This window comes from Prevotella dentasini JCM 15908 (assembly GCF_000614065.1).
Lineage (GTDB): Bacteria > Bacteroidota > Bacteroidia > Bacteroidales > Bacteroidaceae > Prevotella > Prevotella dentasini.
Window position 1 is genome coordinate 24,305 of record NZ_BAKG01000015.1, and the last position, 16,016, is coordinate 40,320.

At 48.2% G+C, this 16,016-nt stretch carries 8 protein-coding genes and 4 pseudogenes; 6 read left to right on the forward strand and 6 right to left on the reverse strand.

Annotated features, from left to right (window positions below):
- Positions 1-293 precede the first annotated feature (293 nt).
- From pyrF to JCM15908_RS08410, 3 genes and pseudogenes are all read right to left on the reverse strand, one after another.
- Positions 294-1,117 (reverse strand): annotated as a pseudogene (gene pyrF, locus JCM15908_RS13205) (orotidine-5'-phosphate decarboxylase).
- 191 nt (positions 1,118-1,308) lie between these two features.
- Positions 1,309-2,421 (reverse strand): peptide chain release factor 1, encoded by a 1,113-nt coding sequence (gene prfA, locus JCM15908_RS08405; protein ID WP_025003005.1) that lies wholly within the window; start codon positions 2,419-2,421, stop codon positions 1,309-1,311.
- A 164-nt stretch (positions 2,422-2,585) separates the two neighbouring features.
- Complete coding sequence (locus tag JCM15908_RS08410; RefSeq protein WP_025003006.1) at positions 2,586-3,749, reverse strand: AIR synthase-related protein; 1,164 nt, start codon at positions 3,747-3,749, stop codon at positions 2,586-2,588.
- A 440-nt stretch (positions 3,750-4,189) separates the two neighbouring features.
- Between JCM15908_RS08410 and JCM15908_RS13210 the strand changes: the two are divergent.
- The 5 genes and pseudogenes from JCM15908_RS13210 (at position 4,190) to JCM15908_RS08440 (ending at position 11,448) form a co-directional block, all read left to right on the forward strand.
- Positions 4,190-6,336: pseudogene (locus tag JCM15908_RS13210) on the forward strand (M3 family metallopeptidase).
- Between the two features lie 168 nt (positions 6,337-6,504).
- Positions 6,505-8,576, forward strand: a pseudogene (gene porE, locus JCM15908_RS13215) (PorE family type IX secretion system protein).
- A gap of 3 nt (positions 8,577-8,579) precedes the next feature.
- Positions 8,580-9,887: a methyltransferase RsmF C-terminal domain-like protein gene (locus JCM15908_RS08430; protein WP_025003007.1), complete on the forward strand. Its 1,308-nt coding sequence runs from the start codon at positions 8,580-8,582 to the stop codon at positions 9,885-9,887.
- Positions 9,888-10,013: 126 nt separating this feature from the next.
- Positions 10,014-10,808, forward strand: a complete 795-nt coding sequence (locus JCM15908_RS08435) for a thymidylate synthase (RefSeq protein WP_025003008.1) — start codon at positions 10,014-10,016, stop codon at positions 10,806-10,808.
- A gap of 151 nt (positions 10,809-10,959) precedes the next feature.
- Positions 10,960-11,448, forward strand: a complete 489-nt coding sequence (locus JCM15908_RS08440; RefSeq protein WP_025003009.1) for a dihydrofolate reductase — start codon at positions 10,960-10,962, stop codon at positions 11,446-11,448.
- A gap of 204 nt (positions 11,449-11,652) precedes the next feature.
- On the opposite strand, the pseudogene JCM15908_RS13220 reads toward JCM15908_RS08440, so the two are convergent.
- The 3 genes and pseudogenes from JCM15908_RS13220 to JCM15908_RS08455 form a co-directional block, all read right to left on the reverse strand.
- Positions 11,653-12,788 (reverse strand): annotated as a pseudogene (locus tag JCM15908_RS13220) (UDP-N-acetyl glucosamine 2-epimerase).
- Positions 12,789-12,924: 136 nt separating this feature from the next.
- Positions 12,925-13,875, reverse strand: coding sequence for an SPFH domain-containing protein (locus tag JCM15908_RS08450; protein ID WP_025003010.1), 951 nt, complete (start codon positions 13,873-13,875; stop codon positions 12,925-12,927).
- A 149-nt stretch (positions 13,876-14,024) separates the two neighbouring features.
- Positions 14,025-14,480 (reverse strand): NfeD family protein, encoded by a 456-nt coding sequence (locus JCM15908_RS08455; protein WP_025003011.1) that lies wholly within the window; start codon positions 14,478-14,480, stop codon positions 14,025-14,027.
- Between the two features lie 417 nt (positions 14,481-14,897).
- Here JCM15908_RS08455 and gcvT point away from each other — a divergent pair, with 417 nt between their 5' ends.
- The gene (gcvT, locus tag JCM15908_RS08465; protein ID WP_025003013.1) at positions 14,898-15,983 is read left to right on the forward strand and encodes a glycine cleavage system aminomethyltransferase GcvT; all 1,086 of its coding nucleotides are present in this window, start codon (positions 14,898-14,900) and stop codon (positions 15,981-15,983) included.
- The last annotated feature ends 33 nt before the right edge of the window (positions 15,984-16,016 follow it).

A 16,016-nucleotide genomic window follows, 5' to 3' on the forward strand; every position in this document is an offset into this window, starting at 1 on the left:
GCTATTTTGAAAAAGTTGGCGAACTTTTTTAAAAGAGTTGGCGAACTTTTTCAAAAAAGTTGGCGAACTTTTCAGACATTGATAATTTGGCCTTAAAAAGGTAATGATTTCCGGGATGCTTAGAGCGATTGTCTCTGCGAGTCTGATGTCCGGTCTGCTCCACATTCCCGTCCGGAAGCAAGGCATAAGGAAGTTTCTGTGAGAATATGACTGTTACGTCGGTTTGTTATGGATAAAATTTAGGGAGAATCTGCCGATTCTCCCTAAATTTGATTGATATTCTGATGATTCTTCTATCTGATTTTTTCCAATTCAGTCTCCATCTCTGCCTGAAGTTCCTTTGCCTTTTGCGCAGCTACCTCGCGAAGTTTTCAGCCTTGCTAGCGTAGATAATGCCACGGGAGGAATTGACGAGCAGACCGCAGTCCTTGGTTATTCCATACTTGCAGACCTCCTGCAGGCTGCCGCCCTGTGCACCTACACCGGGAACGAGGAGGAAGTGGTCGGGAGCAAGGCGACGAATGTCCTCAAACATCTTGCCCTGCGTAGCTCCTACTACGTACATCAAGTTGTCGGGTGTTCCCCATTCCTGTGATTTCTTCAGGACTTTCTCAAATAGCCGTTCGCCCTGCGCGTCCTCCGTCAGCTGGAAGTCGTGGCTGCCCTTGTTGCTCGTCAGCGCAAGAAGAATGACCCACTTGCCATTGTACTCGAGAAATGGCCTGACGCTGTCCTCACCCATGTAGGGGGCTACGGTAACAGAGTCAAGATTATATTCCTCAAAGAAAGTCTGGGCATACATCTTCGACGTGTTGCCTATATCGCCGCGCTTTGCATCGGCAATGATGAAATGCCCGGGATGATTCTCCTTTATATACTGAATGGTCTTCTCAAATGCCGACATGCCCTTTAGTCCGTAGCACTCGTAAAAGGCGAGGTTAGGCTTGTAGGCTACGCAGTAGGGGGCTGTAGCGTCGATGATGGCCTTGTTGAAGGCAAGGACGGGGTCTTCCTCCTTCAGCAGATGCCCGGGAATCTTGTTGATGTCAGTGTCCAGTCCCACGCACAGGAAGGACTTCTTCGTGAAGATTTGGTTGATTAGTTGTCTGCGGTTCATGTTGTTGGGAATTAAAGGGGGGTTATAGACTTGGAGAGATGTTGAAAGAGATAAGGGAAGTCATGGAATTTGTCGCTCGTTACGCTTGCCGGGGAAGTTAAGGGACGATGCTGCTTAGGCATGGAGATAGCCCTTTTTGCATTTGTCCTTCAGCTTCTTCTGAATCCCATAACACCCTTTAACTACAAAAATTACAATTCCGACTCTTTCAGCTTCTCGGCATTTTCAGCTACCGTGAGCGCATCGATCATCTCCTGAATATCACCGTTCATAAAACCTTGTAGGTCGTGGGTGGTGAAGCCGATGCGATGGTCGGTAACGCGGCCCTGTGGAAAGTTGTAGGTGCGAATCTTGGCACTGCGGTCGCCGGTAGATACGAGAGTCTTGCGCCGGCTGGCAATGTCGTCAATATATTTCTGATGCTCGTGGTCGTAGATGTAGGTGTAGAGACGGCTGAGAGCACGCTCCTTGTTCTTCGGCTGATCGCGCGTCTCGGTACACTCTATGAGGATTTCCTCCACTTCGCCCGTATTCGGATTCTTCCACGGATAGCGCAGGCGCACACCCGATTCCACCTTGTTTACATTCTGACCACCTGCACCGCTCGAACGGAAGGTGTCCCACTTGATGTCGCCTTCGTTGATGTTCACCTCAAACTTGTCAGCCTCGGGCAGCACAGCCACCGTTGCAGCAGAGGTGTGCATGCGGCCCTGCGTCTCGGTGGCCGGCACACGCTGCACGCGGTGAACCCCCGACTCGTACTTCAGGATGCCATACACGCCCTCGCCCTCAACGGCAAAGTCTATCTCCTTGAAACCTCCCACAGCTCCTTCCGATACGGCAGTGATGGAGAGCTTCCAGCCCTTCTTGTCGCAGTAGCGTTTGTACATGTTGAAGAGGTCGCCTGCAAATAGGGCAGCCTCGTCGCCGCCTGCTCCGCCACGTATTTCCATCTGTACGTTCTTGGCATCCTCGGGGTCTTTCGGCACAAGCAGGAGCTTTATCTCTTCTTCGAGCTTCGGCTGAAGTTCTTCGTTCTCGGAGAGTTCCTCGCGTGCCATCTCCTTCATGTCGGCATCGCTCTCGTTGGCAATGATGTCCTTCGCCTCCTTGATGGTTGTGAGGCAATTGATGTAACGTCGCCGGGCATCCATGATGTCGCCCAAATCCTTGTATTCTTTCGTGAGCTTCACATAGCGCGACTGGTCGGCAATGACGCTCGGGTCAGTGATTAGCGTCGAGACTTCCTCGTACCGGGCTTCAAGTCCGTCGAGTTTTTGGAGTATGTTGTTATTGTCTGTCATGTTTCTTTTTGGGGAGTTTATTGGGAGTTAAAGGAGTTAGGGAGGTTATCGCTCGCTACGCTTCGAGGAGCTAAGGACTCATACTACTCTTGCAGTGATGCAAGACAGGCTTTGCATTTATCCCTTGATTTCTTAAGGCTTCCCTGATTTCTTTAACTCGAAAATCAATATTCAAATGTTCCGAACTCGCTTTTAATTGTCAGGCTGCGCTTGCCTTCCTCTATGTATCCTACCACCTGCGCATCGATATTGAACGACTTGCTGATGGCAATGACCTGCCCGGCAACTTCGGGGCGGACATATATTTCCATGCGATGACCCATGTTGAAGACCTGATACATTTCCTTCCAGTCTGTTCCGCTGCAATCCTTGATGGCACGGAAGAGAGGCGGAACGGGGAACATGTTGTCCTTCACGACGCGGCAGTTCTCGCCGACGAAGTGGAGCACCTTGGTCTGTGCTCCCCCTGTGCAATGAACCATTCCGTGAATCTCGGGACGCAGTTCGTCAAGCAGCCGCTTGATGACCGGGGCATAGGTACGCGTGGGAGAGAGTACCAGTTCGCCTGCCGTAACAGGACTGCCCTCAACAGGGTCGGTCAGCTGGTACTTGCCGCTGTAGACCAGCTCTTCGGGCACGGCATGGTCGTAGCTCTCGGGATAATGCTCTGCCAGATACTTGGCAAAGACGTCGTGGCGCGCAGAGGTCAGTCCGTTGCTGCCCATGCCTCCGTTGTAGCGCGTCTCGTAACTGGCTTGCCCCGTAGAGGAAAGTCCGACGACGACATCGCCCGGGCGGATATTGGCATTGTCTATGACATCCTTGCGGCGCATGCGGCAGGTAACGGTGGAGTCTACGATGATGGTGCGCACAAGGTCGCCCACGTCGGCCGTCTCACCTCCCGTAGGATAGATGCCGATGCCCATCCTGCGTATGTCTGCCAGAAGCTCGTCCGTGCCATTGATGATGGCAGAGATGACTTCTCCCGGCACAAGCATCTTGTTGCGCCCGATGGTGGACGAGACGAGAATGTTATCCACCGCGCCTACGCAGAGCAGGTCGTCGGTGTTCATCACTATCGCGTCCTGTGCAATGCCCCGCCAGACTCCGAGGTCTCCCGTCTCCTTCCAGTACATGTAGGCAAGCGACGATTTCGTGCCTGCCCCGTCGGCGTGCATGATGTTGCAATACTCCGGGTCGCCCCCGAGGATGTCGGGGATAATCTTGCAGAAAGCCTGCGGATAGAGACCCTTGTCGATGTTCTTGATGGCGTTATGCACATCTTCCTTGGCAGCACTTACGCCGCGCATCATATATCTGTTATTCATATTCTTTTGTTAGCTGATGAGCTGAGAGGCTGCAACTCCTTCATCCTGCGGCCTGCCCGTCCACTTGAAATTCAAGTGCAAAGGTAGTATATATTTGTTGATTTTGAGCCGAAGACAGCCATATTTTTTGCCTTATCCCCATACGAATGGGAAAGACCCGGAAAGGACTGACGGGAAACACCAAAGAAATTCGCGAAAAATCCATAGGGCTGACTTATTATAAAGCTGACGAGCTTTTCGGGCATTGATGATTTGCTATGAAAAGGACGATGATTTCCGGGTTGTCTGGAGCAGCCGCCTCTGCGGATTTAATGGCATCCAGCCTGCGTGAAGCTGACAACAGATCGGCAAAATCCTGACTTACACGCTTCCTGTTTTGAAATTTTATGCCTATCTTTGTGCCGTCAAAAGCAAATAAAATCAATAACAAACGAAAACTTATGAAGATTCATCTCAAGCAAATGCTCCTTGCCGCAGGAATAGCCTGCACCGCACTCACGCATACGCCGTAACGGGAAAGCCACAAGGCAAGAAGACCACAACGCCTGTCAACCCGCTTATGAAACCAAGTCCACTACCCTTTAATGCCCCTGACTTCAGCAAAATCAAGGGCGAACACTACCTGCCTGCCATCAAGGCTGCCATCGACGAGCAGCGACGGGAAATAAAAGCCATCACTGACAACCGGCAGAAACCAACCTTCGCCAACACCATTCTCGCCTACGAGCGGAGCGGACGGACGCTGGAACGTGTGTCGAATATCTTCTTCTGCGTTGCCGAAGCCCATAAGACACCCGACATAGAACAAGCCGAGACGCTCATCATCCCCCTGCTGACCGACTTTGAGAACGAGGTGAAGTTCAACCAGAAATTCTTTCAGCGCATCAAGTACGTGTACGACAACGAACGTACACGGCTCAAGGGTGAGGATGCCAAACTTCTGGAAGAAGTCTACAAGGGCTTCACTCATGCCGGTGCCCTCCTCCCACAAGCCAAGATGCAGCGCATGCAGGAGATAAACAACGAACTGGCAAAGCTCCAGCAGGAATTCGGCAACATGCTCCCCAAGGCAGCCGGCGAGGCCACAGTATGGGTAGACGACGCAAAAGAGCTTTCCGGACTTGGCGAGGCCGACATAGCCCAGTGCAAAAAAGATGCCGAGAACCGGGGAAGCAAGGCACCCTACTGCATCGTCATCACCAATACCACCCAGCAGCCCATCCTCGCCAGTCTTGACAACCGGAGCCTGCGCGAGCGCATCTACAACGCATCCATTCACCGCACCGACGGGACAGGGGCTTTCAGCACCTTCCCCATTGTAGAGAAGATAGCCCGGCTGCGTGCCGAAAAGGCTGAGCTGATGGGATTCAAAGACTATGCCTCCTACTCTCTCGACCAGACTATGGCGAAGAACACTGCCAACGTATATACCTTCCTCCGCCAGCTCATCGCGGCCTATCAGCCCAAAGCAGAGGCAGAGACTAAGGCCATTGAGCAGTATGCCCGGCAGACGCAGGGAGCCGACTTCCGCCTGCAGCCCTACGACCGTTTCTATTATTCTGCAAAAATGAAGAAAGAGCAGTACAGCTTCAGCGACGACGACGTGAAGCCCTACTTCAATCTCGACTCTGTGCTGGTCAACGGAATCTTCTATGCCGCCCACCGTGCCTATGGTCTCAACTTCCATGAGCGTAAGGACCTGCCGACATATCACAGCGACATGAAGGTTTTCGACGTGCTCGATGCCAACGGCAAGCAGGTAGCCCTCTTCTATTGCGACTACTTCCGCCGCCCCACCAAACGCGGCGGAGCATGGATGAGTGCCTTCCTCAAGCAGAGCCGCGACCGCAGCCAGCTGCCCGTCATCTACAACGTATGCAACTACGCTAAGGCACCCGAAGGACAACCAACACTCCTGACATGGGACGAGACGACCACTATGTTCCATGAATTCGGACACGGACTCCACGGCATGCTGTCCGACTGCAACTACAATACGCTCAGTGGTACGGCAGTAGCCCGCGATTTCGTAGAGATGCCGTCTCAGTTCAACGAGTCGTTTGCGAGCATCCCCGAGGTGTTCAACAACTACGCACGCCACTACAAAACCGGTGAGGCCATGCCCGAAGACTTGAAAAGCAAGATGCTCGGCTCTCTCAACTTCCAGTCGGCCTACGCTCTCGGCGAGAACCTTGCCGCAACCTGCCTTGACATGGCATGGCACTGCCTCTCCTCCTCGCAGATACCTACAGCTGACAAGGCAAAGGACTTTGAGACATCAGCCCTGAGAGAAGTCGGACTGCTCAGCACACAGATACCTCCACGCTACTCCACCTCCTACTTCAACCATGTTTGGGGCGGGGGCTACGCAGCAGGCTATTACAGCTATCTGTGGAGCGAGGTGCTTGCCGTAAACATTGCCGACTACTTTGCAGCCCACGGTGCCCTGAACCGCTCGGTAGGCGATGCTTTCCGCGCGAAGGTTCTCAGCCGCGGCAACACCCTTGACCTGATGTCTGCCTTCTCCTCCTTTACCGGCCTGCAAGCTCCCGACGCCAAGGGGCTGTTGAAAGCAAGAGGATTGTAAGGCTGCTCCAAAACGGCACTTTGGCACAACGAACAAGCCCGTTTCGCACAACGAAAGTGGCACTTTGACACAACAAAAGTGCCACTTTTGTTTTTCCATATTCTCATGCTCGCACCAATACAATAAATATTATGGTTTTGACGTTATAGTAATTGTATGAATGATCAAATGGATTTTCACTCATTGTATAATCGTCTGCTGGTGCTTGCGATATTTTCCTGTGTTGCCGTAACACTGGGAAGCTGTGGTGTGGAGCGAAACATCAAGAAAGGAGAAAAGTTCCTTTCGCTTGGTGAATATTATGATGCAGCTGCACAATTCAAGACAGCTTACCAACGCACACCACCGAAAGACAGGCAGCAGAGGGGTGAAATGGCTCAAAAAATGGCATTATGCTACGACCGTATAGCTGTTTCTCAACGGGCAATTGCAGCCTACAGGAATGTTATCCGATACAAACAGGATGATGGGGAAACACATCAACGACTGGCAGACAACCTGATGAAGAATGGAAGTTATGCCGATGCAGCAAAGGAATACCGAATAGCTCTTGATTCTATGCCTGACAACCCGGGTATTATCAGCAAGCTGCAAGCAGCTTCAGCCGCGTCAGCTACCAAGGAGCAAGGCTCGAAATATATTGTAAAGAAGATGGATATCTTCAATTCACGCCGGCAGGACTTTTCCCCCATGCTGTACGGAGACCACTTTGAGCAGCTCTATTTCACCTCTACACGCAACGAGGCACAAGGCGATGAATTGAGTGGTATCACAGGCGTAAAGCCGGGCGACATCTTTGTCAGTGAGAAAGACGACAAGGGCAAATGGGGCAATCCCCACACAATAGAATCTGGCTGAACACTGTGGCCGATGAAGGGACGCCTGCGTTCTCAGCTGATGGCAGAGAAATGTACATCACCCAGTGTCTGACCGACCCAAGCTATCCGCGCTATGCACAGATAGCCGTCAGCAATCGCTCGGATGCTGCATGGGGCAAGGCTACCAAACTCGAAATCAGTCGCGACACGCTCTCCAGCTTCGCCCATCCTGCTATTTCGCCCGACGGCAATTGGCTCTATTTTACAAGCGACATGCCCGGTGGAAAGGGCGGACTTGATATTTGGCGCGTTCGTCTCATCGGCGGTACGACAGGTGGTGTTGAAAATCTCGGAGAACCCATCAATACACCCGGCGACGAGACTTTTCCTACGTTCCGCCCCAATGGAGACCTTTATTTTTCCAGTAACGGACACGGCGGATTGGGAGGCCTTGACATCTTTATAGCCAAGGTTGGCAGCGACCGACGCTACCATTTGGAACATCCCGGCTATCCGCTCAACTCTCAAGGTGATGATTTCGGCATGACCTTTGAAGGACCTCACAACCGTGGGTTCTTCTCGTCCAACCGAGGCGACGGCCGTGGCTGGGACCACATTTATAGCTTTGAGCTTCCCGAAATTATACAGACGGTCAAAGGATGGGTTTATGAGATGGATGGCTACGAACTTCCCGCAGCGCAGGTGTTCATGGTAGGCGATGACGGAACAAACAAGAAGCTGTCCGTTAAAGGCGATGGCTCATTCGAGCAGGAGATACAACCGGGAGTCAGCTATATTATGCTTGCGACCTGCAAGGGTTTCCTCAACCATAAGGAAGAATTGCGTGTAGAGCCGGTAGGCGAGTCAAAAGAACATACAATCCAGTTCCCATTGGCAAGCATCCGTGTCCCTGTGATGATTGACAATATCTTCTACGACTTCGATAAAGCCAACCTCCGTCCCGAATCGGAAAAAGCTCTTGACGGACTTGTCAGTCTTCTCAACGAGAATCCAAATGTAACGATAGAACTCTCCGCTCATACAGACTACAAGGGATCGGCCGAATATAACAAAAGGCTTTCACAACGACGTGCCGATGCCGTTGTAGCATATCTTACGGCCCATGGTATTGCCGCTGACCGACTGACTCCTGTCGGCTACGGAAAGGAACGCCCAAAAACTGTCCGTAGGAAACTCACAGAGAAATATTCTTGGCTGAAAGAGAATGATGCCCTTTCCGAAGAGTTCATCAAGAAACTCGACAAAGACAAACAGGAAATAGCCAACCAGCTCAACCGACGCACGGAGTTTGTTGTCCTCCGTACTACTTACGGTATGTTCGACGAAAAGGGCAACCTGAAACAGCAGCCGAAACCAAAGAAAAAGGTTGAGACAGAAGAAGATGAGATTATAATAGAGTAGCAAATGCAACTTCCACAAGAATTTGAAGCCTATACCCGGGCACTCTTCGGAGACAGCCTCTACCAGTCTTTCCTTAAAGGCTTGGAAGAGCCTGCCCCCGTAAGTATTCGTCTGAATCCTTTCAAGTTCCCTGCTCATGCAACTATCAGTGACGACTTGCACCCACAGCCAGTCCCTTGGTGCAGGGAAGGCTTTTGGCTCAATAGCCATCCGAACTTTACTTTTGACCCACTCTTGCACGCAGGAGTCTATTATGTACAGGAAGCATCGTCAATGTTTCTTTCACACGTCCTTCGTCATTGGGTTAAACATCCGGTTGTAGCACTTGACCTCTGTGCTGCTCCGGGAGGCAAGACCACCTGCGCCCGTGCTGCCCTTCCCACAGGTTCGCTGCTATTCTCCAACGAACCTATAGGGAAACGTGCACAAATCCTTGCAGAGAATGTGCAGAAATTTGGACATCCCGATGTAATCGTCACCAACAATTATCCACGCGATTACAAAAAGACAAAGCTCGTTTTCGATATTATCATTGCCGATGTGCCTTGCTCTGGTGAAGGCATGTTTCGCAAGGATGCACAGGCGGTTGAGGAATGGAGCCTTCAGAATGTAAAGAACTGCCGACAGCTACAACGTAGTATCATTGCAGACATTTGGGAGAATCTTAAGCCCGGTGGTCTCCTTGTCTATTCCACCTGCACTTTCAACGCGCATGAAAATGAGGAGAATATTGCATGGATACTTAGCCAATATGACGCTCAATTGTTATCCGTACCGACAGGAGAAGATTGGAACATAACCGGTTCACTTGTCAGCAACCCATTGCCTGATGGTAACGACTTTTCCGTCTATCGATTTATCCCCGGCAGAACGCGTGGTGAAGGATTCTTCATGGCTATTATAAGAAAACAGGATAAGGATAACTATCCTGACGACAACATTAAGACCAGTAAATACATCTCCGAGGCAGAGAAAAGACTACGCATACTCTCTCATGGAGTAAAGGAGGGGATGCTGAAAGGCAAGACGATTGTTCCTGACCATAGCTTTGCCCTCTCAACCACGGCAGACAAGTCAGCCTACCCTATCCTTCCCGTTTCTTACGCGACAGCAGTTAGTTATCTCCGCCATGAAGCCATTACGCTTCCCGATAGTGCGCCACGCGGCATAATACTCCTTGCCTATCAGGGACAAACGCTCGGTTTCGTCAAAAACCTTGGCAATCGTGCCAACAATCTTTATCCGCAGGAATGGCGCATCAAAAGCAGCCACGTGCCGGAAGAACATAAAATTATTATATCAAGGAGTTGATGATGTCAAAGAAATAAGGGAATCAAGAAGCGTTTAACACAACACTAATCCTCCTGTAAATTTCACAACAACTATATATTAGAAATTCTCCCACCGCTCCATAATCCTATAAATTCAATTATAAACATGCAACAATACCTTAACCTCCTCAACCGCATCCTCACCGAAGGAACAAAAAAATGCGACCGTACAGGAACGGGAACGCTCTCTGTCTTCGGCAATCAAATGCGATTTAATATGGCAGATGGATTTCCTCTCCTTACGACGAAGAAACTCCATCTGAAGAGTATCATCTACGAACTCTTGTGGTTTCTCAGGGGAGATACCAACGTACGCTATCTTCAGGAACATGGGGTGAGAATATGGAATGAATGGGCGGACGAAAAAGGAGAGTTGGGACCCGTCTACGGACATCAATGGCGGTCGTGGCCTGACTACAAAGGCGGAACTATTGACCAGATAAAAAACGTAGTAGAGCAGATAAGATACAATCCTGACTCGCGCCGCATGCTTGTAACGGCATGGAACCCTGCGGAAGTAGACGAAATGGCGTTACCCCCCTGTCATTGCCTTTTCCAGTTTTATGTGGCTGATGGCAGGCTCTCCCTCCAATTATATCAACGCTCTGCCGATACCTTTCTTGGCGTACCTTTCAATATTGCCTCCTACGCGCTTCTACTTCAGATGATGGCACAGGTAACGGGGCTTGAGGCTGGTGAGTTTATCCATACCACAGGCGATACCCACCTCTATCTCAACCATATAGAACAGGTTCGTCTACAGCTTACCCGTGAGCCACGCCCACTGCCGAAAATGAACATAAACTCTGATGTAAAAGACATCTTCGATTTTCAGTACGAAGACTTTGAGCTAATCGAATACAATCCTTATCCACACATAGCAGGTAAAGTTTCAGTATAAAGTCTGGGAGTTGGGAAGTTATGTAGTTAGAATAAAGGTTTATACACGACGTCTTCTAAACATCATTGCAGCAAAGTACTTGGTCAACTTCCTTTAACTTCCCAAACTCTTTTAACTTCCTTAATTCTTTTAAATCCACAAACAAGATAAAATGCATATCAATATCATTGCAGCTGTGGCATCTAACCGCGCTATCGGCTATCAAAACGACATGGTTTACTTCATTCGTGAAGACCTAAAACGATTCAAGCAGCTTACGACAGGACACACCGTCATTATGGGCCGCCGCACTTTTCATTCACTGCCCAAAGGCGCATTACCCAACCGTCGCAACATCGTCCTTAGCCGAACCGAAAAAAACTTTCCCGGTTGCGAGGTCTATGCTTCTCTCTCAGAAGCGCTTGCACACATTGAAACAGATGAAGAGACATTCATCATTGGTGGAGCAACGCTCTATAAGGAAGCTCTCCCCATTGCCAACCGACTTTATCTCACCGAAATAGCAGCCGTTCCTCCCCATGCCGACGTGTTCTTTCCAGAATATGAAGATGAGGCTTGGCGTGTTGAGCTAAAAGAAGAACATGCAGCCGTCGGAGATACACCTGCTTATTCTTTCGTGGACTATATCAGGACAAAATAATTCCCGACAAACAGATTTCCTCAGAATAAAGCTAAAGAAATTAGAGTCCTACGTACTTAAAAAGTCTCTGTTTCTGCTTCGTTTTATAGCGCTCACAACAACTTTTAATATACAGAAGCCGATAATTCCTTATAGAAGGAATTTATCGGCATTCAGAAAGGCAGGGATGATAGCCCTCCCCACATTGGGGGAAGACACTATTGTCTAACTTCTCTCTAACAAGGTCTGCACAATACGCTCTGCGGAACGACCATCCCAACGGTCAGGTATGGCAGCTGATTTCCATTTTCCTGCCACCATATCGGCAACAGAGGAGCCAAGCAGCCCGGCATCTTCCCCGACAAGGACATTCGTCCCTATCTTGACAGTCTCTATATGCTCCGTATAACTATTGAGAGTGATACAGGGGACGTTATTGAACGTAGCCTCTTCAGCCACATTTCCCGAATCGGTAACTATTCCGAGAGCATGTGAAGTCAGATAGCTGAACTCCAAATACCCCAATGGTTTGACGAGATAAAGATTGTGCAAATCAAAGCCATTACGAAGGCCGAGCGCAAGCAGTGTAGACTCAGCATCCTCTCGAAGCGGAGCTATTACGGGAATCTCTCCGGCAGCCTTTAACAGGGAACGTATCATCTGCTCAAGATTGTCCTTATTTGTCAACAAAGCCTTGCGATTAAGTGTAAATACAATATAGCCTTTATCTCGAAGATGTAAATCCTTAACAGCTTCAATACCATCAAACGATAACTTTTCCATTCGTTCACGATTGTAACGGATATTGTCTATAAGGATGTTTCCAACCATATAGACCTTTGACAGCTCTGCTCCCTCTTTATTGGCTATGCTGTTATTGCTGAATCCGGCAGTAAAAAGGATGTCGGAAAGTCCGTCTATGACGAGTCGGTTGATTTCTTTCGGCATCGTGATGTCAAATGATCGTGTTCCAGCAGCAATATGAGCAAGAGTAATGGCCTGCTTTTTTGCAACAATGGCAGCTGCCATTGTTGATGCGAGGTCGTCCACCACAATGACAACATCGGTGGGATGCTCCTGTAGATACAACTCGAACTTGGACATGACTTGCCCTGTCAATTCATTAAGATTCTGACATTCTACACCCAAAAAGACATTGGGACGATGGATACAGAGGTTGTCAAAAAGATTGTCTTCGAGGGTCGGGTCTGCTGCACGGCCTGCATAGACGAGCGAGTAAGAAACAATACGGTGATTTTCAATCCCCGAAAGGCTGTTAATAGCCTGATAATGGGTGCCACCTTGATAAAATTAGGGCGCGCACCGCAGAAAATACAGAGATGTAAGTTTTGTTTTGTCATTTATGAATGTAAAATAAAAGCCCACCCTGACATTCCCAAAGAGAAAGAGAATGTCTAACGGGATGGGCGACAACATATTCTTCTTTAGTTCTTCAACCTCTACTCTCCTTTTTCCGGGAGGGTGAAAACAGAATCTTTATCCTTTGAACATATCCTTTATACCCCCTATTGACCCCAAGAGGTTGGAAGCCTCAAAAGGCAGATAGACTGTCTTTTGATTGCCACTATGCGCCATTTCCGTGAGCATTTGGATATATTTCTGCGCAATGAGATAGTTAGCGGGATTAGTGCTCTTTCCTACTGCGTCGGTAATTTTTTGGATAGCTACAGCTTCTGCTTCTGCTTTGCGAATCCGTGCTTGTGCTTCTCCTTCAGCAATAAGTATTTGCTGCTGTTTATCGGCTTCGGCACGGTTGATAGTAGAAGCTTTTTCACCTTCAGATTTGAGAATGGCAGCCTGTTTCTCTCCTTCACTTGTAAGAATCGTCGCACGCTTGTTACGTTCAGCCTGCATTTGCTTTTCCATTGCCTGAAGGACACTTTCAGGTGGCGTAATATCCTGAAGCTCTACACGATTTACCTTGATTCCCCACTTGTTGGTGGCATCATCAAGAACAGCACGGAGCTTTGTGTTTATGGTGTCGCGCGAGGTAAGAGTTTGGTCAAGCTCCATTTCACCAATGATATTACGTAGGGTTGTCTGCGTCAGTTTCTCAATGGCATTAGGAAGATTGTTGATTTCATAGACAGCCTTGAACGGATCAACAATCTGAAAGTACAGAAGTGCATTAATCTGCATCTGAATATTGTCTTTTGTGATAACGTTCTGACGGTCGAAATCGTAAACCTGTTCACGCAAGTCTATCGCATTCGTATAGGTGTAGCGTCCATTCTTTAGGGCCACAATTTCCTTTGCACGATCTATAAAAGGGATAATGAGATTGATACCCGGCTGGAGGGTGGCATAATAGCGACCGAGACGCTCTACGATTTTGGTCTCGCTCTGCGGAATAATGACAAGGGCCATCTTGGCAAAGATAATAACCAAGACGACGATTGCTATGAAAACTACGCTTGTGATTGGCATAATAATAAAATTGTTAAAGATGTGAAAGGAATTGATAGGCCTCTACCTGCACCATCGCTTCCAAAATATTATTGGAAAATATATCTGCGCGGCTGTATAAAAACACAACGCTTAAATCATGATTAACTTTCTATTGCAAATATCCATGGTCAATTGTCAATACTTTCTACACTGATAATGATGGAGTCAAGACTGCACACACGCACCTGCTGTCCTACTGATAGAGAATGATGACCTGCTGTCTGCGCTTTCCATGAATCACCATCTATCTGTACCCGTCCATATCCGTCTGGCTCAATAGCTTCCGTTACTTTCCCCACACGTCCGATAAGGGCGTCAGCATTGCTCGTCCTGCAATCACCACTACGATGGAAATACTTTAATGCAACAGGGCGGACAAAGAAGATACTCAACAACGAGACAATGGCAAAGGCTATAATCTGTGCTGCCAGGCTATCAGCTATAAGCGAGACAAGGATTCCTGCCAATCCACCAATAGCAAAACACAGAATGAAAAAGTCACCGCTGGTCAGTTCCAAAACAAGACATAAGAGACTGACAAGCAGCCACACTAACCAAAGGTTCTGAACGAAATAATCTATCATTTTGGGTCTGGTTTTATTTCGATGGTAAAGTTACAAATAAAAAACAAAACAACAAAGGAAAAGAAAGAAAAGTAAATTGAAAAGAGTTAATTTACCAATAGACTATTTAACAGACCTCCTCAAATGAAAAATATCTTTCCGAAAGCCAAAAGAAAAAACCTCTGTTTTTTTGCGCTTTCCGAAATCTTTATTATATTTGCACAAAAATTATAAGTCCTGAACAACAAAATGCAATATATCGGTCTACAGACTCTAAAGCAAGGAAAGCTGAATTTTTATTTGGCCATAGAGAGACATGCCGCTTCCCATATTAACGAAAGAGAATATTTCTTTATGCGACAAATAGACTCAACACCATCGCTATACGAGACCAAGACATACTGCATTGAGAATCGCCTACTTAAAAACTAAAGCAATATGCAAAACAAAACAACCTGTCTCTACGACAAGCACGTAAAATTGGGAGCATTGATGTCTCCCTTCGCTGGATATGAAATGCCTATCCAGTACACCGACATCACAAGTGAACACAATGCAGTCCGCCACCATTGTGGAGTATTTGATGTTTCCCACATGGGTGAGGTCATTGTTTCTGGCCATGATGCCGAGAAGTACGTTAACCATATATTCACCAACGATTTCACTGGTGTTCCTTCTGGGAAAGTTCTTTATGGAATGTTCTGCTATCCCGATGGTGGAGTTGTTGACGATACATGTATCAGCAAACTTGACACAAACCTTTACCTTATGACCATCAACGCCTCCAATATAGATAAGGATGTTGCATGGTTTGAAGAGAATGCAAAGGGTTATGATGTTGTTCTCTGCCACAAAAGCGAATACTATGGCCAGCTCGCTGTACAGGGTCCGGAGGCCGAAGAGAAAGTTCAAGAACTTTTAGGCATAAAATGCGATGACCTGAAATTCTACGAAGTGAAAACCGTAGAGAAATTTGATGAAACTATTATCATCTCCCGTACTGGCTATACTGGCGAAGACGGATTTGAAATTTACGGTACCCACAAGTTTATCGTTGACTGTTGGGACAAACTGATAGCAGGAGGCGTTACTCCCTGTGGACTTGGATGCCGCGACACACTCCGTTTCGAGGCTGGACTTCCTCTCTATGGCGACGAGCTGACAGACAAGATTAGCCCTGTCATGGCAGGTCTTTCTATGTTTGCCAAGTTCGATAAGGAAGAATTTATCGGTAAGGAAGCTTTGTTGAAACAAAAGACAGAAGGTGTAGCACAGCGTCTTCGCGGTATTGAACTGGAAGGAAATGCCATTCCAAGACATGGCTACAAGATTCTTAAAGACGGCAAGGAAGTTGGTGAAGTTACAACTGGCTATCGCCTTATTTCTGTAGATAAAAGCTGTGCAGTGGCTCTCGTTGATGCTGATATAAAGTTGGGTGATCAGGTGGAAGTACAAATCCGCAAAAAAATATTCCCCGGCACCGTCATCAAAAAGAAGTTCTACGAAACAAAATACAAAAAATAAATCAAGGCACATAGAGGAGTCCAAAGTCCACAA

Bases quoted from the DNA above. Each gene is read 5' to 3' on its own strand.
- prfA (WP_025003005.1), bottom strand. From the start codon at position 2,421: ATGACAGACAATAACAACATACTCCAAAAACTCGACGGACTTGAAGCC.
- JCM15908_RS08410 (WP_025003006.1), bottom strand. From the start codon at position 3,749: ATGAATAACAGATATATGATGCGCGGCGTAAGTGCTGCCAAGGAAGAT.
- JCM15908_RS08430 (WP_025003007.1), top strand. From the start codon at position 8,580: ATGCAACTTCCACAAGAATTTGAAGCCTATACCCGGGCACTCTTCGGA.
- JCM15908_RS08435 (WP_025003008.1), top strand. From the start codon at position 10,014: ATGCAACAATACCTTAACCTCCTCAACCGCATCCTCACCGAAGGAACA.
- JCM15908_RS08440 (WP_025003009.1), top strand. From the start codon at position 10,960: ATGCATATCAATATCATTGCAGCTGTGGCATCTAACCGCGCTATCGGC.
- JCM15908_RS08450 (WP_025003010.1), bottom strand. From the start codon at position 13,875: ATGCCAATCACAAGCGTAGTTTTCATAGCAATCGTCGTCTTGGTTATT.
- JCM15908_RS08455 (WP_025003011.1), bottom strand. From the start codon at position 14,480: ATGATAGATTATTTCGTTCAGAACCTTTGGTTAGTGTGGCTGCTTGTC.
- gcvT (WP_025003013.1), top strand. From the start codon at position 14,898: ATGCAAAACAAAACAACCTGTCTCTACGACAAGCACGTAAAATTGGGA.